Source organism: Amycolatopsis sp. NPDC104863, from assembly GCF_055582965.1.
This window is the reverse complement of the sequence record NZ_JBVJOW010000005.1, coordinates 788,123-809,041: the sequence shown is the minus strand read 5'-3', so window position 1 is coordinate 809,041 and position 20,919 is coordinate 788,123. Positions and strand designations below refer to the sequence as shown.

The 20,919-nt window shown below is 70.5% G+C and carries 18 protein-coding genes; 11 read left to right on the top strand and 7 right to left on the bottom strand.

The window, feature by feature from the left end:
• Positions 1-6: 6 nt before the first annotated feature.
• From ACZ63J_RS30625 to ACZ63J_RS30595, 7 genes are all read left to right on the top strand, one after another.
• Positions 7-2,187: a discoidin domain-containing protein gene (locus ACZ63J_RS30625; protein WP_465401288.1), complete on the top strand. Its 2,181-nt coding sequence runs from the start codon at positions 7-9 to the stop codon at positions 2,185-2,187.
• A gap of 73 nt (positions 2,188-2,260) precedes the next feature.
• Positions 2,261-3,268, top strand: a complete 1,008-nt coding sequence (locus tag ACZ63J_RS30620; RefSeq protein WP_465340685.1) for a LacI family DNA-binding transcriptional regulator — start codon at positions 2,261-2,263, stop codon at positions 3,266-3,268.
• Between the two features lie 293 nt (positions 3,269-3,561).
• Positions 3,562-4,938 (top strand): ABC transporter substrate-binding protein, encoded by a 1,377-nt coding sequence (locus tag ACZ63J_RS30615; protein WP_465401287.1) that lies wholly within the window; start codon positions 3,562-3,564, stop codon positions 4,936-4,938.
• Positions 4,916-5,890, top strand: coding sequence for a carbohydrate ABC transporter permease (locus ACZ63J_RS30610; RefSeq protein WP_465401286.1), 975 nt, complete (start codon positions 4,916-4,918; stop codon positions 5,888-5,890). The genes ACZ63J_RS30615 and ACZ63J_RS30610 overlap by 23 nt, the downstream gene beginning before the upstream one ends.
• Positions 5,887-6,756: a carbohydrate ABC transporter permease gene (locus ACZ63J_RS30605; RefSeq protein ID WP_465340688.1), complete on the top strand. Its 870-nt coding sequence runs from the start codon at positions 5,887-5,889 to the stop codon at positions 6,754-6,756. Before ACZ63J_RS30610 ends, ACZ63J_RS30605 begins: the two co-directional genes overlap by 4 nt.
• A gap of 43 nt (positions 6,757-6,799) precedes the next feature.
• Positions 6,800-8,377, top strand: a complete 1,578-nt coding sequence (locus tag ACZ63J_RS30600; RefSeq protein ID WP_465401285.1) for a glycoside hydrolase family 13 protein — start codon at positions 6,800-6,802, stop codon at positions 8,375-8,377.
• Positions 8,378-8,477: 100 nt separating this feature from the next.
• A complete protein-coding gene (locus ACZ63J_RS30595; protein ID WP_465401284.1) occupies positions 8,478-8,957 on the top strand; it encodes a GNAT family N-acetyltransferase in 480 nt (159 codons plus the stop codon).
• 4 nt (positions 8,958-8,961) lie between these two features.
• Here ACZ63J_RS30595 and ACZ63J_RS30590 read toward each other — a convergent pair whose 3' ends face one another.
• Entirely contained in the window at positions 8,962-10,296 is a 1,335-nt protein-coding gene (locus ACZ63J_RS30590) for an LVIVD repeat-containing protein (RefSeq protein ID WP_465401283.1), read from the bottom strand.
• 103 nt (positions 10,297-10,399) lie between these two features.
• Between ACZ63J_RS30590 and ACZ63J_RS30585 the strand changes: the two genes are divergently transcribed.
• Positions 10,400-11,839 (top strand): peptide ABC transporter substrate-binding protein, encoded by a 1,440-nt coding sequence (locus tag ACZ63J_RS30585; protein WP_465401282.1) that lies wholly within the window; start codon positions 10,400-10,402, stop codon positions 11,837-11,839.
• Entirely contained in the window at positions 11,836-12,408 is a 573-nt protein-coding gene (locus tag ACZ63J_RS30580) for a nucleotidyltransferase domain-containing protein (RefSeq protein ID WP_465401281.1), read from the top strand. Before ACZ63J_RS30585 ends, ACZ63J_RS30580 begins: the two co-directional genes overlap by 4 nt.
• 68 nt (positions 12,409-12,476) lie before the next feature.
• Here ACZ63J_RS30580 and ACZ63J_RS30575 read toward each other — a convergent pair whose 3' ends face one another.
• On the bottom strand, positions 12,477-13,355 hold the full coding sequence (locus ACZ63J_RS30575; protein WP_465401280.1) for a LysR family transcriptional regulator: 879 nt from the start codon (positions 13,353-13,355) through the stop codon (positions 12,477-12,479).
• Positions 13,356-13,425: 70 nt separating this feature from the next.
• On the opposite strand from ACZ63J_RS30575, the gene ACZ63J_RS30570 reads away from it, so the two are divergent.
• Entirely contained in the window at positions 13,426-14,433 is a 1,008-nt protein-coding gene (locus ACZ63J_RS30570; protein ID WP_465401279.1) for an SDR family oxidoreductase, read from the top strand.
• Here the strand turns inward: ACZ63J_RS30570 and ACZ63J_RS30565 are convergent.
• The 3 genes from ACZ63J_RS30565 to ACZ63J_RS30555 form a co-directional block, all read right to left on the bottom strand.
• Positions 14,430-15,164, bottom strand: coding sequence for an SDR family oxidoreductase (locus tag ACZ63J_RS30565; protein WP_465401278.1), 735 nt, complete (start codon positions 15,162-15,164; stop codon positions 14,430-14,432). The genes ACZ63J_RS30570 and ACZ63J_RS30565 overlap by 4 nt on opposite strands.
• Positions 15,165-15,227: 63 nt before the next feature.
• Positions 15,228-17,126 carry a S8 family peptidase gene (locus ACZ63J_RS30560; protein WP_465401277.1) on the bottom strand — a complete coding sequence of 633 codons (1,899 nt, stop codon included), beginning with the start codon at positions 17,124-17,126 and terminating at the stop codon, positions 15,228-15,230.
• Positions 17,127-17,261: 135 nt separating this feature from the next.
• Positions 17,262-18,146 (bottom strand): NADP-dependent oxidoreductase, encoded by an 885-nt coding sequence (locus ACZ63J_RS30555; protein WP_465401276.1) that lies wholly within the window; start codon positions 18,144-18,146, stop codon positions 17,262-17,264.
• 138 nt (positions 18,147-18,284) lie between these two features.
• Here ACZ63J_RS30555 and ACZ63J_RS30550 point away from each other — a divergent pair, with 138 nt between their 5' ends.
• A complete protein-coding gene (locus tag ACZ63J_RS30550) occupies positions 18,285-18,737 on the top strand; it encodes a GNAT family N-acetyltransferase (RefSeq protein ID WP_465401275.1) in 453 nt (150 codons plus the stop codon).
• Positions 18,738-18,757: 20 nt separating this feature from the next.
• Here the strand turns inward: ACZ63J_RS30550 and lpdA are convergent, their stop codons facing one another.
• Complete coding sequence (gene lpdA, locus ACZ63J_RS30545) at positions 18,758-20,149, bottom strand: dihydrolipoyl dehydrogenase (protein ID WP_465401274.1); 1,392 nt, start codon at positions 20,147-20,149, stop codon at positions 18,758-18,760.
• Positions 20,146-20,919, bottom strand: coding sequence for a lysophospholipid acyltransferase family protein (locus ACZ63J_RS30540; RefSeq protein WP_465401273.1), 774 nt, complete (start codon positions 20,917-20,919; stop codon positions 20,146-20,148). The genes lpdA and ACZ63J_RS30540 overlap by 4 nt, the downstream gene beginning before the upstream one ends.

The window sequence follows — 20,919 nt, the reverse complement described above, 5'->3', positions numbered from 1 at the left end:
GAGGTGATGACGATGTCCCGCATCCCGGCTCTGCTCGCCGCCGCCCTCGCGGCGTCCGGCCTGGTCGTGCTCTCCGGCAGCACGCCCGCCGCGGCGGCGACCTGCCCCACCACCGCGTCCGGCGGCGCGAGCGTGCCCTTCCGGACGGTCGAGGCCGAGTGCTCGGCGACGAACGGCTCGGCCGTCGGACCGGACTACACCCAAGGCAGCGTCGCTTCGGAGGCCTCCGGGCGGCAGGCCGTCCGGATCACCACCGGCCAGTACGTCGAGTTCACGCTGCCCGCGGCGGCGAACGCGATCAACGTCCACTACAACCTGCCCGACGGCTCGTCCGGCCGGCTTTCGGTGTCCGTCAACGGATCCACGCTCGCGCTGCCCGTGACGTCCCGCTACACCTATGTGGACACCGGCTTCATCACGGGCTCGAAGACGCACCACTTCTTCGACGACGCCCGCCTGCTGCTCGGGCAGAACCTGGCGGCGGGCGCGAAGGTCCGGGTGCAGGCGAACTCCGGTGACGTCGGGCAGGCGACCATCGACCTGGCCGACTTCGAGCAGGTCGGCGGCGCGGGCTCGAAGCCGGCCAACGCGCTGTCGGTGACCGACTACGGCGCCACGGCGAACGACTCCTCCGACGACTCGCAGGCGTTCCGCAACGGTTTGGCGGCGGCGCGGTCACAGGGTAAGGAGCTGTTCGTGCCGTCCGGCCGGTTCGAGATCGGCTCGGCGCTGCAGATCGACCAGACCACCGTCCGCGGCGCGGGCCAGTGGTACACCGTGTTGCACGGCAACAACATCTTCAACAACGGCGGCGCGTCGGGGAACATCAAGCTGTACGACTTCGCGGTGTTCGGCGACGTCACCGAACGCAACGACGGCAGCCCGGACAACGCGTTCCACGGTGTCCTCGGCACCGGCTCGGTCGTGAGCGGCCTGTGGATCCAGGACACGAAGTGCGGGCTGTGGCTGATGAACGGCGCGTCGTCGAACCTCACCATCGAGAACAACCGCATCCTCGACACCCAAGCCGACGGCGTGAACTTCGACGGCGCCGTCACGAACTCGACGTTGCGCAACAACTACCTGCGCAACAACGGTGACGACGGGCTCGCGCTCTGGTCCAATGGGCAGGCCGACTCGGGCAACTCGCTGGTGAACAACACAGTCGTGCAGCCGAACCTGGCCAACGGCATCGCGCTGTACGGCGGTTCTAACAACACGGTGAGCGGGAACCTGGTGCAGGACACCAACGCCCTCGGCGGCGGGTACCTGGTGGCGAACCGGTTCAGCTCGGTACCGCTGGGCGGCACGGTGACGCTGTCGAACAACACCGCGCTGCGGGCCGGGGCGCTCGACCCGAACTGGCAGTTCGGCGTCGGCGCGCTGTGGTTCGACGCGCGGGACCAGGCGATCACCGGCGTCACGATCCGGGTCACCGGGTTCACCGCGATCCAGAGCCCGTACGAGGCGATCCAGTTCATCGACGGCAACGGGCAGGGCAAGCAGATCCAGGGCATCACGATCGACGGCGTCTCGGTGCGGGGTGTCGGGACGTTCGTGGCGCAGTCGCAGACGCAGGGGTCGGTGTCGATCAGCAACCTGTCGGCGTCCGGGGTCGGGGTGACCGGGACGTACAACTGCCCGTACCCGGCGTCGATCCCGAAGATGACCTTCGGCGGGTCGGGCAACAGCGGCTGGACCGGTACCTGGGGCGACTGCTCGACGTGGCCCGCGCCGAACTCGGGGCCGCCGCAGCCGCCTACGTCCGGGAGCAATCTCGCGCGCGGCAAGGCGATCAGCGCGTCGGCGTCCGTCGGCGGGTTCCCGCCCTCGAACGCGGTGGACGGGAACGCCGACACGTACTGGGAGAGCGCGAACAACGCGTTCCCGCAGACGCTGACGGTGGATCTGGGCGCGGCGGCGTCGATCAACAAGGTGACGCTCAAGCTGCCGCCGTCGTCGGCGTGGGGCGCGCGGACGCAGACGGTGACGATCTCCGGCAGCACGGACGGCGGCTCGTACACGACGCTGGTCGGTTCGCGCGGTTACGCGTTCGACCCGGCTTCCGGCAACACAGCGTCGGCTTCGTTCACGGCGACGTCCCAGCGCTTCGTGCGGCTGACGTTCACCGGCAACACCGGCTGGCCCGCCGGCCAGGTGTCGGAGTTCGAAGTGGCCGCGGCCTGAGGGGGTGACGAGCCCGCCCCACCCGGGGCGGGCTTGTCTTACTTTTGCGCCCAGTTGCTGTAAAGTTTCACTCATGACGCGTCGTCTTGCCGAAGTCGCCCGCCAGGTCGGGGTCAGCGAAGCCACGGTCAGCCGGGTGCTCAACGGCCGGTCCGGGGTGTCCGCGAGCACCCGGGCCGCCGTCCTCACCGCGCTGGACGTGATGGGTTACGAGCGGCCCACCCAGCTGCGCGGCGAGCGGGCCCGCCTGGTCGGGCTGGTGCTGCCGGAGCTGCAGAACCCCATCTTCCCCGCGCTGGCCGAGATCATGGGCAACGCCCTCGCCCAGCAGGGTTTCACGCCGGTGCTGTGCACGCGCACCGCGGGCGGGGTGTCCGAGGCGGAGTACGTCGAGCTGCTCCTGCAGCAACAGGTGTCGGGCGTGGTGTTCGCCGGCGGGCTCTACGCGCAGTCCGACGCGGTGCACTCGCACTACCACCACCTGGTGGAGCGCAGGCTCCCGACGGTGCTGATCAACGCGGCGGTCGACCACCTCGGCCTCCCCCAGGTCTCGTGCGACGACGCGGTGGCCGTCGAGCAGGTCGTCGGGCACCTCAGCTCGCTGGGGCACGAGAAGATCGGCCTGGTCCTCGGGCCGGCCGACCACGTGCCGTCGAAGCGCAAGCTCGAGGCGTTCCAGTCGTACGCGGCCAAGCTCGGCCTGCCGGTCCTGGACGAGCTGGTCGAGCACGGAATGTTCTCGATCGAGGGCGGCCACGCAGCAGCGGCGCGCCTGTACCCGCGTGGTGCGACGGCGGTGCTGTGCGCGAGCGACCTGCTGGCTTTGGGGGCGGTCCGCGCGGCCCGGCGGCAGGGGCTGTCGGTGCCGGAGGACGTTTCGGTGGTCGGTTACGACGACTCGGCGTTGATGAACTGCACCGACCCGCCGTTGACGACGACCCGCCAGCCGATCGAGGCGATGGGGCGCGCGGTGGTGGAGCTGCTGGTGAAGCGGATCAACGGGGGTGAGGTGGCGGCGGAGGAGCTGCTGTTCGCGCCGGAGCTGGTGGTCCGGGGGTCGACGGCGCGGCGCATCGCGTAACCCGCTTTTCGAGAGCGCGACGGCTTGCGAGCCGTCGCGCTCTTCGTTGTGCCCGCCGTACCCAGCCGGACGACACGATCCCGGGCCGTGTCGTCCGCCCAAGCACGCGTGTCGTCCGCCCAAGCACGCGTGTCGTCCACCCCAACACACCGACCTCACCTCCCGGACACCAGCCGAACGCGGCCTGTTCGTAACTTGCAACTTCTCGTCGGGTTATTGCGTCGATCTGCTCTCACACTTTAAGGTGACCGCAATCACGTGACAGCCGTCGCGACCCCGAGAAGAGGCTTGAGATGAGCAGTCCCTGGTCCCGATCCTTCTCCCGCCGAACGTTGTGCCTGCTCGCCGCAGGTGGCCTTGCTCTCTCACTGGCCGCCTGTGGTGATGGGGACACCGCCGCCGCTCCCGGTGGCAAGGTGAAGATCACGGTCACCGGCCAGCCGCCGACCAGCCAGCCGTTCGAGCGCGGTGTCTTCGACGCCGACGTCAAGGAGTTCGAGGCTTCCCACCCGAACATCCAGATCGAGCCCCACGAGGGGTTCATGGACCCGAAGACGTTCTCCGCGAAGCTCGCCGGCGGGCAGCTCGAGGACGTCTACTACGTCTACTTCACCGACCCGGCGCAGATCATCGCGCGGCACCAAGCCGCCGACATCACGGAAGCCGCGAAGAGCGTTCCGCACATCAACGACATCAAGCCGGAACTGCTGGACAACTTCCGGGATGCCAACGGCAAGCTTTACGGCCTCCCGACGATGAACTACACGATGGGCCTGCTCTACAGCCGTCCGCTGTTCCAGAAGGCCGGGCTCGACCCGGACAAGCCGCCGGCCACCTGGGACGAGGTCCGTGACGCCGCGAAGAAGATCGCCGCGCTCGGCAACGGCACCGTCGGGTACGCCGACTACAGCAAGAACAACCAGGGCGGCTGGCACATGACCGGCTGGATGTACTCGATGGGCGGCGACATCGCCCGCAAGGACGGCGACAAGTGGGTCGCCGACTTCGCCAACGAAAAGGGCAAGCAGGCCCTGCAGTACCTGCACGACATGCGCTGGACCGACAACTCCATGGGCGCCAAGCAGCTCCTCGAGGCCACGGACGTCCAGCGGATGATGGGCGCCGGCCAGCTCGGCATGTACATGGCCGCCCCGGACAACGTTCCCGTGCTGGTCAAGCAGTTCAACGGCAAGTACGAGGACTACGGCATCGCCGGCATGCCCGGCGGCCAGGGCACGCTCCTCGGCGGCGAGGGCTACATGATCAACCCGAAGGCCTCCCCGGACAAGGTCAAGGCCGGCCTCGAGTGGATCCAGTGGAAGTACCTCAACCCGGACCGCTTCGAGAAGCACATCCAGCAGTACGTCGACGGCAAGCAGCCGGTCGGCCTGCCCGCGGAGCCCACTCCCGACGTCTGGACCGGCTCGGTCCGCGAGCAGCAGCTGGCCCTGAAGGCCAAGTACGCCAACGTTCCCGCGAAGAACTACCAGTCCTATGTGGACACGACCAGCAAGATCAAGGGCAGCATCGAGCCGCCGAACGCGCAGCAGATCTACGCCGCGCTCGACAGCGTCATGCAGGCGGTGCTGACGGACCAGAACGCGAACATCGACCAGCAGCTGTCGTCCGCGTCCTCGAAGGTCAACAGTGTCCTCGCCCAGGTCAAGTAGCCTCCTCGCCTGGCCCGCGACGTCTTCGTCGCGGGCCAGGCGCCCGGCCGCGTCCCAGGAAGAACGCCGCCGGACCCGGCTCAAGCGCAAGATCAGGGAGAACCTCACCGCGTACGGCCTGCTCTGCGCCGCGCTCGTGGTGTTCGCGCTGTTCTCCTGGTACCCGATCGTGCGCGGCGTGCTGCTGAGCTTCCAGCAGGTCGACTTCGTCAACCCGCCGACGTGGGTCGGGTTCGACAACTTCACGCGCCTGTTCAAAGACCCGCTCTTCGGCGTCGCCTGGCGCAACACCCTGCTGTTCACCGGGCTCGCGCTGGTCTTCGGCTTCGCCGTCCCGTTCCTGACGGCGGTGCTGCTGAACGAGCTCCGCCACGCCAAGGCGTTCTTCCGGCTCGCCGTCTACCTGCCGGTGATGCTGCCGCCGGTCGTGACGGCGCTGATGTGGAAGTGGTTCTACGACCCGGGTCCCGGCCTGTTCAACTCCGCGCTCGGCGCGGTCGGCCTGCCCGGCGGCCAGTGGCTCGACTCCTCCAGCACCGCGATGCTCTCGCTGGTCTTCGTCTCCACCTGGGCCAACATGGGCAGCACCACGCTGATCTACCTGGCCGCGCTCGGCACGATCCCCGGCGAGCTCTACGAAGCCGCGGAGCTCGACGGCGCCGGCATGTGGAAGCGGCTGCGGCACGTCACCTTCCCGCAGACCCGGTTCGTGCTGCTGGTGCTTCTGCTGCTGCAGATCGTCGCGACGATGCAGGTGTTCACCGAGCCGTACGTGATGACCGGCGGCGGCCCGGACGACTCGACGGTCACCGTGCTCCTGCTGCTCTACCGCTACGCCTTCGTCTACAACGACTTCGGCTCGGCCAGCGCCATGAGCCTGCTGCTGTTCGTCGCGCTGGGCGTGTTCTCGGCGTGGTACGTCCGGCTGACGCGGAAGGCGGACCAGTCATGAGGACCCTCGTCTCGCCCGGTTCGCTGCGCAGCCCGCGCGGCAAGCTCGTCTACGGCGTGGTGTTCGGCTGCACGCTCGTGGTGTTCGTCCTGGCGTTCATGTTCCCGCTGTACTGGGTGATCACCGGGGCGATGAAGTCGCCGCAGGAACTGGCGCAGACCCCGGCGACGCTCGTCCCGCACGACTGGCACCCGGAGACCTTCGGCGACGCCTGGAGCCAGCTGAACCTCGGCAAGTACTTCCTCAACACGCTGGTCGTCGCCGGCGGCGCGTGGCTGGCGCAGCTGGCCATCGACGTCCCGGCCGCGTTCGCGCTGTCGAAGCTGCGCCCGAAGTTCGGCAACGTCGTGCTCGGCCTGATGCTGGCGACGCTGATGCTGCCGGCCACGGCGTTGCTGGTGCCGACGTACGTGACGGTGACCGACCTGCCGCTAGTGCACCTGAACCTGATCAACTCACCGACCGCGGTCTGGCTGCCGGCGGCGGCGAACGCGTTCAACATCTACCTGCTGAAGCGGTTCTTCGACCAGATCCCGGACGAGCTGATCGAAGCGGCGCGCATCGACGGCGCCGGGCCGGTGCGCACGCTCTGGCGGATCATCCTGCCGATCTCGCGGCCGATCCTGGCCGTGGTGTCGATCCTCGCGGTGGTCACCGCGTGGAAGGACTTCATCTGGCCGCTGCTGGTGTTCCCGGACACCGAAAAGCAGACGCTCTCGGTGATGCTGCAGCGGGTGGCGATCGACATGCCGCTCAACGTGCTCGTCGCCGGGATGGTGCTGGCCAGCCTGCCGATGGTGGCGCTGTTCCTGGCGTTCCAGCGGCAGATCCTCGCCGGGCTGACCGCCGGCGCCGTCAAGGGCTGAGCCGCGGCCCAGGGGTTTCCACGACTACTAGGAGGGCACTTCCGTGACCGACAAGACCGGCTGGTGGCGTAGCGCGGCGATCTACCAGGTCTACATCCGCAGCTTCGCGGACGGCAACGGCGACGGCGTCGGCGACCTCGCCGGTGTCCGCGCCCGGCTGGACCACCTGGCGCAGCTGGGGATCGACGCGATCTGGTTCACCCCGTGGTACCCGTCCCCGATGGACGACGGCGGTTACGACGTCGCCGACTTCCGCGACATCGAGCCGCTCTTCGGCACGCTCGCCGAGGCGGAGGAGCTGATCGCCGAGGCGCACGCCCGGGACATCCGGGTGATCATCGACATCGTGCCCAACCACTGCTCCGACGAGCACCGGTGGTTCCAGGCCGCGCTCGCGGCGGGCCCGGGATCGCCCGAGCGGCAGCGGTTCTGGTTCCGGCCCGGCCGCGGCCCGGACGGCGCCGAGCCGCCGAACAACTGGAAGTCGCGCTTCGGCGGCTCCGCGTGGACGCGCGTGCCGGACGGCGAGTGGTACCTGCACCTCTACAGCTCGCGCCAGCCGGACTTCAACTGGGAGAACCCGGACATCCGCGCGGAGTTCGAGGACGTGCTGCGGTTCTGGTTCGACCGCGGGGTGGACGGCTTCCGCATCGACGTCGCCGACGGCCTGGTCAAGGACGCGCGGCTGCCGGACGTCGACGACGGCGACGAGACGCCGTTCTCCGACATGGAGGGCCTGCACGAGATCTACCGGTCGTGGCGCAAGATCGCCGACAGCTACGCGGGCGAGCGCGTGCTGGTCGGCGAGATGTGGCTCGAGGACATGTCCCGTGCGGCGCGCTACCTGCGGCGCGACGAGCTGCACTCGGCGTTCAACTTCGACTTCCTGGTCTGCCCGTGGGACGCCGGGCGCTTCCGCGACGTCATCACCCGCACGCTGCGGGCGCACGACGACGTCGGCGCGCCGGCGGCGTGGGTGCTGTCGAACCACGACGTCACGCGGCACGTCACGCGGTACGGCCGGCAGGGCGACACGGGGTTCAGCTTCGCGAACCGGCTGCACGAGCTGCCGGTGGACCGGGAGCTGGGCACCCGGCGGGCCCGCGCGGCGGCGCTGCTGACGCTGGCGCTGCCCGGCGGGCTGTACGTCTACCAGGGTGAGGAGCTGGGGCTCTGGGAGGTCCTGGACATCCCGGACGAGCTGCGCCAGGACCCGGTGTGGGCCCGCACGAACGGCGCCGACCCGGGCCGGGACGGCTGCCGCGTCCCGATCCCGTGGTCGGGCTCGGAAGCGCCGTTCGGCTTCGGCCCCGGCGGCGCGTGGCTCCCCCAGCCCAGCGAGTGGAAGGACTACACGGCGGAAGCGGAGGTGGCGGACCCGGCGTCGATGCTGTCGCTGTACCGGAACGGCCTGCGGCTGCGCCGGGACCTGCCGGCGGGCGAGCTGGAGTGGCTTTCGCTCGGTGAGGGGGTGCTGGCGTTCCGGATCGGGTCCGGGTTCACGTTCGCGCTGAACTTCTCGGACGCCCCGGTCGCGCTCCCGGCGGGCGAGCTCCTGCTGGCCAGCGGCGAGGTCACGGACACCCTGCCCACAGACACCGCGGTCTGGCTGCGCGGCTAGGACGCACCGGAGGCCGTCGCCGAGCGAACTCGGCGGCGGCCTCCGGTGGATCACCCGAAAATGTTTTGCGCCGGCTCCCACGGTCCGCGATCGTCGAGGGGTGTCCGAGCCCCACTTGACCGTCCCCGGCACGTGCTGCCACGCATCGTTCCTCGACGCCCTGCGCGAGTTTCACGACGAGGGACTGCACACCGATCTCCGGCTGGACGTCCTCGCCGACCCGGCGGCGTTCCGGCGCTGGACCGAAGAAGCCGCCACGCCGACGCACCGCGTGTACTGGTGGGTCGCCGGCGCGCACTTCCTCGGGCGGGCCCGCCTCAACCTCCGGCTCACCGGGGAACTTCCCGATTTCGGCGGCCACATCGGCTACGACATCCGTCCCACGGCTCGCGGCCGGGGGCACGCCACCACGCTGCTGCGCGCTGTCCTGGGCGAAGCGCGCGGCGCGGGCATCGACCGCGCGTTGCTGACCTGCGCCCCGGACAACCACGCCTCGCGCCGCGTGATCGAGCGCAACGGCGGGGTCTTCACGGACGTCAGCGCGGCCGGGCGGCTGCGCTTCTGGTGCCCGACCGCCTGAGCCGTTACCGGGTGAGCTGCAGGACGTCGACCCCGCGCGCGTTGTCGGCCACGTACACGTACTTCCCGTGCCAGTACGGCGCCCACGCGCTCGCGTCGCCCGGGCGGTAGTACGCGATCTGGCGCGGGTTCGTCGGGTCGCTGACGTCGAGGAACCGCGTGCCCTGCGCGTAGAACGACTGCACCAGGATCTTGCCGCGGACGTCGAAGTAGTGCGCGGAGCAGTCGTCGGAGGCCGGGTCGCTGCCTTCCTGGCCGTTGACGCCCCAGGTGCCGACGCTCTCCAGGCGGAACGGCTGCTCGGGCGTCGAACGCCAGCCTTCGCCGTGGTAGGAGCCCTTCAGCGACGAGATCGTCAGGACGCCGTCGCCCGCGCAGCCGTCGACGAAGTTCTCCTCCGTCGCGTAGATCAGGTCCTGGCCGCGCCACGCGCCGTCGCCGATGCGGTGGCCCGCCGGGTGGAAGCTGTTGTGCATGAACCGCGAGGGCGCCGCCGTCTCGGCGATGCCGCCGCCGGCGTACGGGACCGGCTCGTGCGCGGTCGCCCGGCGGACCTTGTTCGTCACCGGGTCGCGGTGGATCCCGTTCGTCCAGTAGCCACGCACGCCGCCACGGCCGGACACCCAGGCCACGCCGTTGTCGTCGACCTGGACGTCGTGCACGTAGTCGGTCTTGCCGTCGTTGCGGGCCAGCTCGATCGGCCGCGGGTCCACCTTCGGGTGCCGCGGGTCGCGGATGTCGGTGACCCAGATCGGCCGGCCGCCCCAGTCGGCCGGCTGGTCGTCGGCCTTCGCCGGGCCGCCCGTCCACAGGTAGCGGCAGTTGTCGACGCAGCTGGTGGTGTGCCCGGCCGGCGCCTTCACGTAGCTGATGATCTTCGGCGCTTCCGGCTTCGCGACGTCGACGACGTAGATGCCGGACTCGCCGGTGTGCGTGTTGCCCGCGAACGCGCGCGGGTCGCGGGAGAGGAACACGAGCTTGCGGTTCTGGTCGACCTCGGTGTCCTCGGTCTCCCACAGGCCCGGCAGGCTGACCTGCCCGACCAGCTTCGGCGCGGCCGGGTTCTTCGTCAGGTCGTAGACCTTCAGCCCGAACTCGCCGGACACGACCATCACGTCGCGGCGGCCGTAGTCGAGGAAGTTGATCGAGATGGCGCCGGCGGCGTCGGGCACGTTGCCGACCGCCTTGACGTTCTTGACCGCGCCCGGGTCGCCCAGGGTGCGGGCGGCGGGAGCAGCGGGTTTGTCGTCCTCGCCGCAGGCGGCGGCCGGGAGCCCGGTCGCGACCAGCGTGGCGCTGACGGTGACGGCGGCGAAGCACGCTCGTAACCAGGTGCGCACACGAACCTCCCAGAACGCTCGAAGCGTGACCAACCGAACGGTACGGCGGAGATCAACCGGACACAACCGTCTTTGGTTTGCATCCGACTGGTAGGACTGGCCCATGCGCCTGCTCGCCATCGCCGCCGTCCTGGCTCTCGCCGTCACGGGCTGTTCCGGATCCGATCCGGCCCGCCCGGGTGTCCTGTCGGCGGGGATCCGGGAGCCCGCGACGCTGCTGCCCACCGACGTCACCGACCAGGCCGGCCGGCTGGTGACCGGCGCGCTGTGGACCCCGCTCGCCGACTACGACGCCGCGTCCGGGAAGGTCACGCCGCGTGCGGCCGAGTCGATCGAGAGCGCCGACCGGGTCCACTGGACGGTCAAGCTGCGGCCGGCGAAGTTCCACGACGGCACGCCGGTCACCGCACAGTCCTATGTGGACACCTGGAAGGCGGTTGCCGCTTCGCAGTGGGCTTCCGCGCCGGTGTTGACGAAGTTATTGCGCGCCCGCGAGATCACGGCGTCCACTCCGGACACGATCACGGTGACGCTCGACCGGCCGTCCGGCCAGGTGCCCGCCCTGCTGTCGGCGCCCGGCCTGGTGCCGCTGCCCGCGTCGGTGCTGGCGTCCCGCGACTGGACCGGGTTTGCCGCGGCGCCGGTCGGCAACGGCCCGTACCGCCTCGACGGGCCGTGGAAGCCCGGGGCGGGCGGCACGCTCAAGCGCGTCGGCGAAGGCAAGGCCGAGGAGATCGACCTGCGCGTCGGTGCTCCGGCCGCGCAGTACGACGAGGTCAAGGCGGGCACGCTCGACCTCGCGACCGAGGTCCCCGGCGAGAAGCACGAGGCGATGCACGAGTTCGGCGACCGCCACACGACGTGGGACCTGCCGCGAGCGGCCTACCTGGTGTTCCCGGTGACGAACCCCCGCTTCGCCGACGCGACGGTGCGTCACGGCTTCGCCCTCGGCGTCGACCGCGCGGCCCTCGAAGCCGGGCCGCTCGCGCACCAGGTCGACCCGGCCAAGGCGCTGCTGCCCCCGGCGGACGCGCCGGGCGAGCGCTCCGGCACCTGCCGCCCGTGCAGCTTCGACGCGGCGGCGGGCAAGGCCCTGCTGAAGCAGGCGGCGTTCCCGGGTGGCGCGACCGTCTACTTCGGACCCGGCGCCGAGGAGTGGACACGCAGTCTGGTGGTGGGACTGCACAAGGCATTGGACGTTTCGGTGACCGCGCAAGCCCGAGCGGCGGGCGCCCTGGACGGCCCGGCCGCCGTCGACGTGCGCCTGGCGACGGCGAGCCCGTACGAACTGCTGTCCGAGCTGGCGGCCGAGTCGGGCTACACCGACGAGGTCTTCCGCCAGAACCTCGCCCTGGCCGACGCGGCGGCGACCCCGGAGGAGGCGGGCGAGCTGTACCGGCTGGCGGAGAACCAGCTGCTGCGCGACCTCCCGGCGGCCCCGCTGTGGTCCGGCCACGGTCACGCGGTCTGGTCGTCGCGCACCCACGACGTCAAGGCAACGCCGTTCACCGGTCCGGTGCTGGCGGGGATTTCGGTCTCGTGAGCTGGGACCCGGCCTCCCCGGCCGAAGTGGCGGCGTTGTTTTCGGGGATGCGCGCGCCGTGGTGGATCGCGGGCGGGTACGCGATCGAATTCGCCGTCGGGCACGCGTTCCGCGAGCACGGCGACGTCGACGTCCTGCTGCTCCGCCGCGACCAGCTCGCGGTCCAGGAGGCGCTGCCGACGTGGGAGTGGTGGGCGGCCGACCCGCCGGGCACGCTGCGCCCGTGGCTGCGCGGCGAGCTCCTGCCGCGCGGGGTCGACGACGTCTGGTGCCGGCCGTCGGCGTCCGCGCCGTGGCGGATCCAGATCATGCTCGACGAGTCCGAGGACGGTTTTTGGCTCGCGCGCCACAACCCGGCCGTGCGGCGGGCCGTCGCCGAGCTGGGTGCGGTCACCGCGGACGGGATCCCCTATCTGGCACCGGAAGTCCAGCTGTTCGCCAAGGCCCGCGGCACCCGGCCCAAGGACGAGCAGGATTTCGCTGAAGCGCTGCCGGTGCTCGACGACGCTCAGCGCCGCTGGCTCGCGACCGCGCTGGAGCCGGGCCATCCCTGGCTCGACCGGCTCTAGATCGTGGGGTGCTCCGCGAGGGTCTCGATGGACGCTGCGGCGCTGCCCGTGCTCGGCGCCGCCCGGCTCTACACCGTGGCGTGCTCCATCAGGGTTTCGATGAACGCCGCGGTCAGCGGGTCCGGCGCCGCGCGGGTGTAGGCGACCAGGGTCCTGCAGACCGGCACACTCGGGCGCAGCACCCGGCCGTCGAACCGCGCCGGGAGGACGTTCGCCGGGACCAGCGCCGGCCCGAGGCCCGCCGCCGCGAGGATCGGGGCCGCCGCCGTCTGCTCGGTGCGGACCGCCGCCCGGGGGCGGAAGCCCGCCGCCGCGCACGTCGTGTCGACCAGCTCGGCCAGGCCGTTTCCCGGCGCGTAGTGCACCCACGCGCAGTCGGCCAGCGTGGCCAGGTCGACCACGCCCGCCGTGGTGTCCTCCGACGCCCCGTCCGCCGGCAGGACGACCACGAACTCCTCCACCCCCAGCTCCCGCACCGGACCGGCCCAACCGACCGGCCGCGGCCCGAGCGCGACATCGGCCTCGCCCGCGGCCATCGCGTCGCGCAGCTCGTCGGCGTGCCGGAACTCGATCAGCCGCACGTCGACGTCCGGCCGGTCGCGCCGCCACACGCGCAACGCGGGCGGCAGCACCCCGAGGCTCACCGAATACACCGTCGCGACCTGCAGCTCCCCCGCCGTCGTGCCGGACGCGAGCCGCGCGGCGCAGCGGGCGCGTTCGGCATCGGCCAGCGCCGCCCGCGCGTGCGGCAGCATCGCCCGGCCCATCGGCGTGAGCCGGACGGTGCGCGGCAGCCGTTCCAGCAGCGGCCCGCCGAGGCCCTGCTCGAGCGCCCGCATCTGGTGCGACAGCGCGGGCTGCGTCACGTGCAGCTGCTCCGCGGCGCGCGTGAACGAGCCGGTGTCGACCACCGTGACCAGGTACTCGAGCTGCCGAAGACTTGTCATGAACACAGCTTATCGCTGACGTGATAACTAAGCCTTGGACTTATCTCTCCAGCGTGCGCAGGCTGGTCTCATGGAACGCAAGACAGCCCTGGTGGCCGGGGCGAACGGCATCATCGGCCAGAACCTCGTCGAGCACCTGCGCGCGGACGGCGGCTGGGACGTCGTCGGCCTGTCGCGCCGCGGCGGCCCGGGAAATGTCGCCGTCGACCTGCTCGACCCGGCCGACACGCGGGCGAAGATCGGCCCGCTGACCGCCACGACGCACCTCTTCTACGCCGCCTACCAGGACAAACCGACGTGGGCGGAGCTGGTGGCGCCGAACCTGGCGATGCTGACGAACGTCGTCGAAGCGCTGGCGCCGTCGCGGCTCGAGCACATCAGCCTGATGCAGGGGTACAAGGTCTACGGCGCGCACCTCGGACCGTTCAAGACCCCGGCGCGCGAGACCGACGCCGGGCACATGCCGCCGGAGTTCAACGTCGACCAGCAGCGATTCCTCGAGCGGCGCGGCGGCTCGTGGTCGGCGATCCGCCCGTCGGTGGTCGGCGGCACCGCGCTGGGCAACCCGATGAACCTGGCGCTGGTGATCGCGGTCTACGCGTCGATCTCGAAGGAACTGGGGCTGCCGCTGCGGTTCCCGGGCAAGCCGGGCGCGTACGACAGCCTGCTGGAGATGACGGACGCGGGTCTGCTGGCCGACGCGACGATCTGGGCGACGGGCCACGAAGGCGCGTTCAACATCGCGAACGGCGACCTCTTCCGCTGGCGCGAGCTGTGGCCGAAGCTGGCGGCGTACTTCGGGCTGGAGGTCGCGCCGCCGCTGCCGATGTCCCTTGTGGACGTCATGGCCGACAAGGCTCTACTGTGGACGTCCATGATGGAGCGGCACGGCCTGACCGCGTCCTATCAGGATGTTTCCAGCTCATGGGCGTTCGGCGACTTCGTGTTCGGCTGGGACTACGACATGTTCGCGGACACGTCGAAGTCGCGCCGCGCGGGTTTTCATTCCTATGTGGAGACGGAGCAGATGTTCTACCGGCTCTTCGACGAGTTCCGGAAGGCGCGGGTGATCCCCTAACCGCGGCCGATGAACGGCATCGCCGTCGCCGTGACGGTGAGGAACTGGACGTTGGTGTCCAGCGGCAGTCCCGCCATGTACCGGACCGCGTCGGCGACGTGCCGGACGTCGAACGTCGGCTCGGCGATCACCCGGCCGTCGGCCTGCGGGATGCCCGCCGCCATCCGCTCGGTCATCTCGGTGGCGGCGTTGCCGATGTCGATCTGCCCGCACGCGACGTTCCAGGCCCGGCCGTCCAGCGAGATCGACCGCGTCAGCCCGGTGACGGCGTGCTTCGTCGCGGTGTAGGCGACACTCGCGGGCCGCGGGACGTGCGCGGAGATCGAGCCGTTGTTGACGATCCGGCCGCCGCGCGGGTCCTGGTCCTTCATCAGCCGGACGGCCTCCCGCGCGCAGAGGAACATGCCGGTGAGGTTGACGTCGACGGTCCGTTTCCAGTCCTCGACCGACAGGTCGGCGATGGTGCCCGCCGCGCCGATCCCGGCGTTGTTGACCAGCAGGTCGAGCCGCCCCCACTCGGCACGGACGGCCGCGAACAGCTCGGCGACGGAGTCTTCCCGGGACACGTCGGTGGGCACGACGAGCGCGTCGTCGTACCCGGTGGCGGTTTCCGTGAGCGCCTCGGCCCGCCGTCCGGCGAGAGCGACGGGCCAGCCGTCCGCCAGCAGAGCCCGCGCCACCGCCCGCCCGATGCCCGACCCGGCCCCGGTCACCACCGCCGTCTTCGCCATGCCCCGACCCTAACGAAAGAGGGCCCGGCGAACACCGGGCCCTCTTCGTCAGCGAACGCGCACTTACTTCGGCTGGACACCCAGCGCGGCGAGCGCCGGGCCGGCCATGATCACGCCGTTGCCGGTCACCGTGTCGAACCCGGGCGTGCCCAGGTCGATCGCCGACGACACGAGCGCGCTGCGGATCTGCGCCGGGGTCGCGGTCGGCTTGCCCGAGAGCAGCAGCGCCGCGATGGCCGCCGCGTGCGGGGCCGCCGCCGACGTCCCGAAGAACGGCTGGAAGCCGGTCACCGAGGTCGCCACGCCGTCCGCCGCCGTGATGTCCGGCTTGTTCCGCGTCGTGCCGCCCGTCGAGGACACGTTGCCCGGCGTGATCGCCGTGCCGTCCGCGTTGTAGAACAGGTGACGCTTGCCGTCGGAGGAGAACCGCTCCCACTTGCTCGACGCGCTGAACAGGCCGGGGTACGGGCCGGCCGGGTTGGCCGGGTCACCGGTCTCCAGCGGGCGGGTGAAGGCCGGGCCCGCCGGGGCCGCCGCCACGCTGAACGCGTTCGCCGCGGACGAGTGGCCGTTCGTGACCCCGTTGGTGCTGAACGCCTTCAGCGAACCCGAAGCCACGAACCGGCCGCGGATCACGTTCAGCGCGATGAACCGGTCGGCGCCGCTGTACTTGACCACCGCGACCTTGTAGCCGGAGCCGGTCGTCGGCACGCTCGCGACCTCGTACGGGTTCTGCGAGCCGGACTGGCCGTTCTCGCTGGAGGCCACGACGCTGCCCGCCGAGTTCAGGATGAACAGGTCGTAGTCGTTGGCGGACTTGCCCCACGGGTCGGACCAGAACAGCGTCACCGGCTTGCCGAGCGAGCCCGCCGAAAGCGCGTCGAAGTTCTGCGTGGTGCTGCTGGGGTCGAAGTCGTGCGGGGTGCCGGTGACCCCGGTGATCTTCGTCGGCGACGCGCGGAAGTCGCCTTCGTAGTACCCGCTGGTGCCGTCGGTCGCGTTGCCCGAGTTGCCCGCCGAGGAGAAGTACAGGACGCCCGCCGCGGTGACGTCGTTGACCGCCTGCGCGACCTGCGTGTCCTGGAACGGCGACTCGTCGAAGTAGGCGACGTCGTCGACGATGACCTGGCAGTGGCCGGTGGTGCGCAGCGCGCGGATGTTCGCGGCGAAGCTGGCTTCGCTGGTGAACGCGGTCGCGAAACCGAGGGTCGCGTTCGGCGCGAGGTCGTGGATGATCTCGAGCATCGCGGTGCCCTCGTCGCCGCTGCCCTTCTGGCCGGACAGGACGTCCACCGCGGGCAGTTCGCCGGCGCTCTGGGACTTCGCGAGCGAGTCGACGCCGTCGGAGAGCACGCAGACCTTGATGCCGGAGCCGCTGACGCCGTAGGTCGTGCGGGCGGTGTCGGCGCCGTGCGCCTTGTCGCCTTCGGACACCTGGGTCGCGGCCTGCACCGCGGCGGTCACGCCGGCGTCGCGGTTGCCCGGCTCGTGCCACGTCGTGGCCTGGGCGGCGGGCTTGACGTCGGTGACGTCGGCGCGCCCGGCGATCGTGTCCACGGCGGACAGCGGCAGGTCGGCGCGGACGGCGCCGTCCGGCGCGGCGAAGCGGACGGTGCCGCCCGCGGCCCGGACGGCGTTCGCGACGGCCTGGCCGTGCGCGGCGATGTCGACCGCGACCGTGCCGGCGGTGCTCACGCCGACGCCGGAGCGGTACTCGGGCAGCTTCGCGGCGAGCGAACGGTCGGCGCGCAACCGCTTCTCGACGACCAGTTGGCTCGATTGCTTGCGCTCCGCGGGGCTGAGGCTCTTCTTGATGCTCTGCAGCGCGTTGATGCCCGCCTCGGTGCGCGCGGTCGCCGCGTCCACCGTGGACGGCTGCGCCGCCGAAACCCCCGTCGTCAGCAGCAACGCGCCGACCGTCAGCGGTACCGCGTGCGCGGCGACCCGGCTGAATCTCACCATCGATGTCTCCCTGGAGTACTCGGTCGCTCGACCGAATGACACCCGACCGGTGTACTGGGGAGAATCTAAGTAGTGACCGTGCGGCGGACCAGCGACCAAAGTCGGGAACGTCCGGTCGTCCACATGGTGGAACGGTCAGGGAAACGTGAGAACGATTTTTCCGCGCCCGTGCCCGGTCTCGATTTCCCGATGTGCCGCGGCGGCTTCGGTGTACGGGTAAGCGCGGCGCACGAAGAACCGCAAGTCACCTTTCGCGTAGAGGGCCGCCAGCTCCGCGAGACGCGCGGCGGAGCGTCCGGACTTCGAGACAAGCACCCCGAGCTCCGCGGCCCGTTCGTGGTCGGCGAGTGTGAGGATCCGCGTCCGGTCCTTCACCAGTTCGAGTGAGACATCAAGAGCGTGCCCACCCGCACCGTCGAGCACGACGTCGATCCCCAGCGGCGCGACGCGGTCCTTCAGGCCTTCGCCGTAGACGACCGGGACGGCGCCCAGCTCGCGCAGGTAGTCCTGGTTGGCCGCGCTCGCGGTGCCGACCACCCGGGCGCCCCGAAGCCGGGCGAGCTGGACGGCGGCGGTCCCGACCGACCCGGCGGCGCCGTGCACGAGCAGCGTCTCCCCCGCCCGCAGCCGCAGTAGTTCGAGGGCGATGGAGGCGGTCTGCGTCCCGGCACTGAACCCACCGGCGACCTCCCACGGCATTTCGGGCGGCTTCGGCGTGACGTCGGTGGCCGGCACGACGATGAATTCGGCGGCAGCCTGGACGGCGGTGAAGCCGAGGACTTCGGTGCCGACGCCGTCACCCTCGTCGATGACGCCGGCGAACTCGTTGCCGGGCACGCGAGGCCAGCCGAGCTCCAGCCCGGGCGGCTCCCACCCACCCCGCACGGCAGCGTCGTACGGCTGCACCCCGGCGGCTTTGACGCGCACCCGCACCTGCCCGGGCCCGGCGTGCGGCTCGGGCAGGTCGACGACTTTCAGCACTTCGGGCCCGCCGAACTCGGTGAACGCTGCGGCTTTCATGGCTTCCCTCCGGTTTGTCGGAGTTCAGCCTGATACTTCGACCTATGTTTAAGTCAAGACTTGACGAGGATTTTGTTGCGCGACAAGATCTTCCGGAGCCGTTCGAAGTCCGTCACGCCCTCATCGTAGGCTCACGGCATGGGGCAGATCGAGATCCACCGCGCCACGACCACCCAGGCCGGCGCCCTGACCGCGTTGATGCACGCCTCCTCCGCGTACCAAGGCGACTACGCGTCCATCCTGGACGGCTACGAAGTCACCCCGGCGTACATCACCGCCAACCCCACCTTCACCGCCACCGACGGTGAACTTCGCGGCTTCTACGCACTCCGCGACGACGAACTCGACATCCTTTTCGTCGCCGACAACGCTCAAGGGCTCGGCATCGGCCGGCTCCTGGTCACCCACATGTTCGGCGAAGCCCGCAAGAACGGCATGTCCAGCATCCGCGTGGTCTCGCACCCGCCCGCGCTGGCGTTCTACCTCCGCATGGGCGCGCGACGCACCGGCACCATCCCGCCGAAGCCGCCGAAGGTCCACTGGGAGCGGCCAGAGCTCCGTTTCGACGTGCCGGGCTCACCGGCATCCTGACCGCTCCCGCGACCGACCGGCTACATGTTGATCATATGTCCCGCGAGGCCGTGCACCGCTTCCTTAACCGCTTCCCCCAGCGTCGGATGCGCATGCACGTTCCGAGCCACCTCGTGCACCGTCAAATCCCACTGCTGCGCCAAAGTCAGCTCCGGCAGCAGCTCCGTGACGTCCGGCCCGATCAGGTGACCGCCGATCAGTTCGCCGTGGGTGCGGTCGCTGATCAGCTTGACGAACCCGCCCGCATCCCCCAGCCCCTGAGCCTTCCCATTGGCGGTAAAGGGAAACTTCGCCACCTGAACGTCGAACCCCTGAGCACGAGCCTGTTCCTCGGTCCACCCGAAGCTGGCGATCTGCGGCTGGCAGTAAGTAGCCCGCGGAATCATCGGGAAGTCGAGCTCCATCGTCTCCGCACCGGCGATCGTCTCTGCCGCGACCACACCCATCGACTCCGACGCGTGCGCCAGCATCAGCTTCGCCGTCACATCACCGATGGCGAAGATGTGCGGAACGTTGGTCCGCCCCCGGCCGTCGATCGCGATCGCACCCCGGTCGGTCAGGGCGACGCCCGTCTTCTCCAGCCCGTACCCCTCGACCCGAGGCTGGAACCCGATCGCCTGCAGCACCTTGTCGGCCGAGAGGACCTGCTGCCCGTTCTTCTCCGAGGACACCGTCACCTGCACCGACGAACCGGAATCATCGATCGACTCGACCCGGGTGGACGTCAGCACCTTGATCCCGAGCTTCCGATACCGCCGGAAGAGCTCCGCCGAAACCTCGGCGTCCTCCAGCGGCACCATCCGGTCGAGGAACTCGACGATCGTCACGTCGACGCCGTAGTTGTGCAGCACGTAGGCGAACTCGACGCCGATCGCGCCCGCGCCGGCGATGATGATGCTCGACGGGAGCTCGCTCGAGAGGATCTGCTCTTCGTACGTCACGACGCGCGAACTACGCGACGTCCCCGGCAGCAACCGCGTGGTCGCCCCGGTGGCGATGATGCAGTGGTCGAACGTCAGCCGCGAGCCGTTCACCTCGAGGGTGTGGTCGTCGACGAACGTGCCGTGGCCGTCGAACTCGGTGATCTTGTTCTTCTTCATCAGGAAGTGCACGCCCTTGACGCGCCCGTCGGCGACCTTGCGGCTCCGCTCGTAGGCGGCCGTGTAGTCGACGCGGATCGGGCTGTCGGACGAGATGCCGAACGCCTTCGCCTCCTGCGTCACGACGTGCGCGAGCTCAGCGTTGCGCAGCAGCGCCTTCGACGGGATGCACCCGACGTTCAGGCACACGCCGCCCCAGTACTTCTCCTCGACCACCGCGGCGCTCAGCCCCAGCTGGGACGCGCGGATCGCCGCGACGTATCCGCCGACCCCGGCGCCCAGCACGACGACATCAAAGTGTTGTGCACTCATGAGGCGAACTTACCCTCCACGGGAGGGACCTCACCTCGGATCTCGCCCAGCAACGCCGTGACGGCGGCCATGATCCGGGCCGTCGCCTCCTCCAGCACCTCACGGGTGAGCGGGCGGTCACGCAGGTCCGCCAGGTCGACCGGCGGTCCCGCGACGAGGTCGACGGTCTTGCGCGGCAGCCCGCGCGGGAGCCACGCCGTCGCGGGCAGCAGGTGGTGGGTGCCCCAGTTCGCCACCGGGACCACCGGCGCGCCGGTCTCCAGCGCGATCCGCGCGGCGCCGGTCTTGCCGCGCATCGGCCAGCCGGCCGGGTCCTTCGAGAACGTCGCCTCCGGGAAGATCGCGACGCACTCGCCCTCGCGCACGGACTTGACCGCGTCGCGGAAGGCCTCCGACGCCGTCGCCGCGCCGCGGTAGACCGGGATGTGCCGCCCGGACCGCATCACCGAGCGGACCACCGGCAGGTTCCACAGCGACGCCTTCGCCAGGTACCGCGGCACCCGGCCGGCGGCGAGGCAGAACGCCGTGAGCGTCGTCGGGTCGGCGAAGGACAGGTGGTTCGACGCCACCACGACCCCGCCGCTGTCCGGAATATGCCGCGAGCCGCGCACGCGGAAGCGGGTCGTCTGGACGAGCAGCTGCCAGACGACCTCGATCGCGAAGCTGTACCAGGCGCCCCGGCCGGCGCGGGCGAAGCGCCGGCCGTAGGCGATCATCTGACGTCGGGTGAGCAGCTCACCCTCGGTGTCGAGGGCGGTCCAGCGGTCCAT

What these genes read in the sequence shown, in the direction of transcription:
- lpdA (WP_465401274.1), bottom strand. Translation starts at nt 20,149, where the DNA reads ATGAGTGCACAACACTTTGATGTCGTCGTGCTGGGCGCCGGGGTCGGC.
- ACZ63J_RS30570 (WP_465401279.1), top strand. Translation starts at nt 13,426, where the DNA reads ATGGAACGCAAGACAGCCCTGGTGGCCGGGGCGAACGGCATCATCGGC.
- ACZ63J_RS30615 (WP_465401287.1), top strand. Translation starts at nt 3,562, where the DNA reads ATGAGCAGTCCCTGGTCCCGATCCTTCTCCCGCCGAACGTTGTGCCTG.
- ACZ63J_RS30585 (WP_465401282.1), top strand. Translation starts at nt 10,400, where the DNA reads ATGCGCCTGCTCGCCATCGCCGCCGTCCTGGCTCTCGCCGTCACGGGC.
- ACZ63J_RS30560 (WP_465401277.1), bottom strand. Translation starts at nt 17,126, where the DNA reads ATGGTGAGATTCAGCCGGGTCGCCGCGCACGCGGTACCGCTGACGGTC.
- ACZ63J_RS30540 (WP_465401273.1), bottom strand. Translation starts at nt 20,919, where the DNA reads ATGGACCGCTGGACCGCCCTCGACACCGAGGGTGAGCTGCTCACCCGA.
- ACZ63J_RS30620 (WP_465340685.1), top strand. Translation starts at nt 2,261, where the DNA reads ATGACGCGTCGTCTTGCCGAAGTCGCCCGCCAGGTCGGGGTCAGCGAA.
- ACZ63J_RS30625 (WP_465401288.1), top strand. Translation starts at nt 7, where the DNA reads ATGACGATGTCCCGCATCCCGGCTCTGCTCGCCGCCGCCCTCGCGGCG.
- ACZ63J_RS30565 (WP_465401278.1), bottom strand. Translation starts at nt 15,164, where the DNA reads ATGGCGAAGACGGCGGTGGTGACCGGGGCCGGGTCGGGCATCGGGCGG.
- ACZ63J_RS30605 (WP_465340688.1), top strand. Translation starts at nt 5,887, where the DNA reads ATGAGGACCCTCGTCTCGCCCGGTTCGCTGCGCAGCCCGCGCGGCAAG.
- ACZ63J_RS30575 (WP_465401280.1), bottom strand. Translation starts at nt 13,355, where the DNA reads ATGACAAGTCTTCGGCAGCTCGAGTACCTGGTCACGGTGGTCGACACC.
- ACZ63J_RS30550 (WP_465401275.1), top strand. Translation starts at nt 18,285, where the DNA reads ATGGGGCAGATCGAGATCCACCGCGCCACGACCACCCAGGCCGGCGCC.
- ACZ63J_RS30555 (WP_465401276.1), bottom strand. Translation starts at nt 18,146, where the DNA reads ATGAAAGCCGCAGCGTTCACCGAGTTCGGCGGGCCCGAAGTGCTGAAA.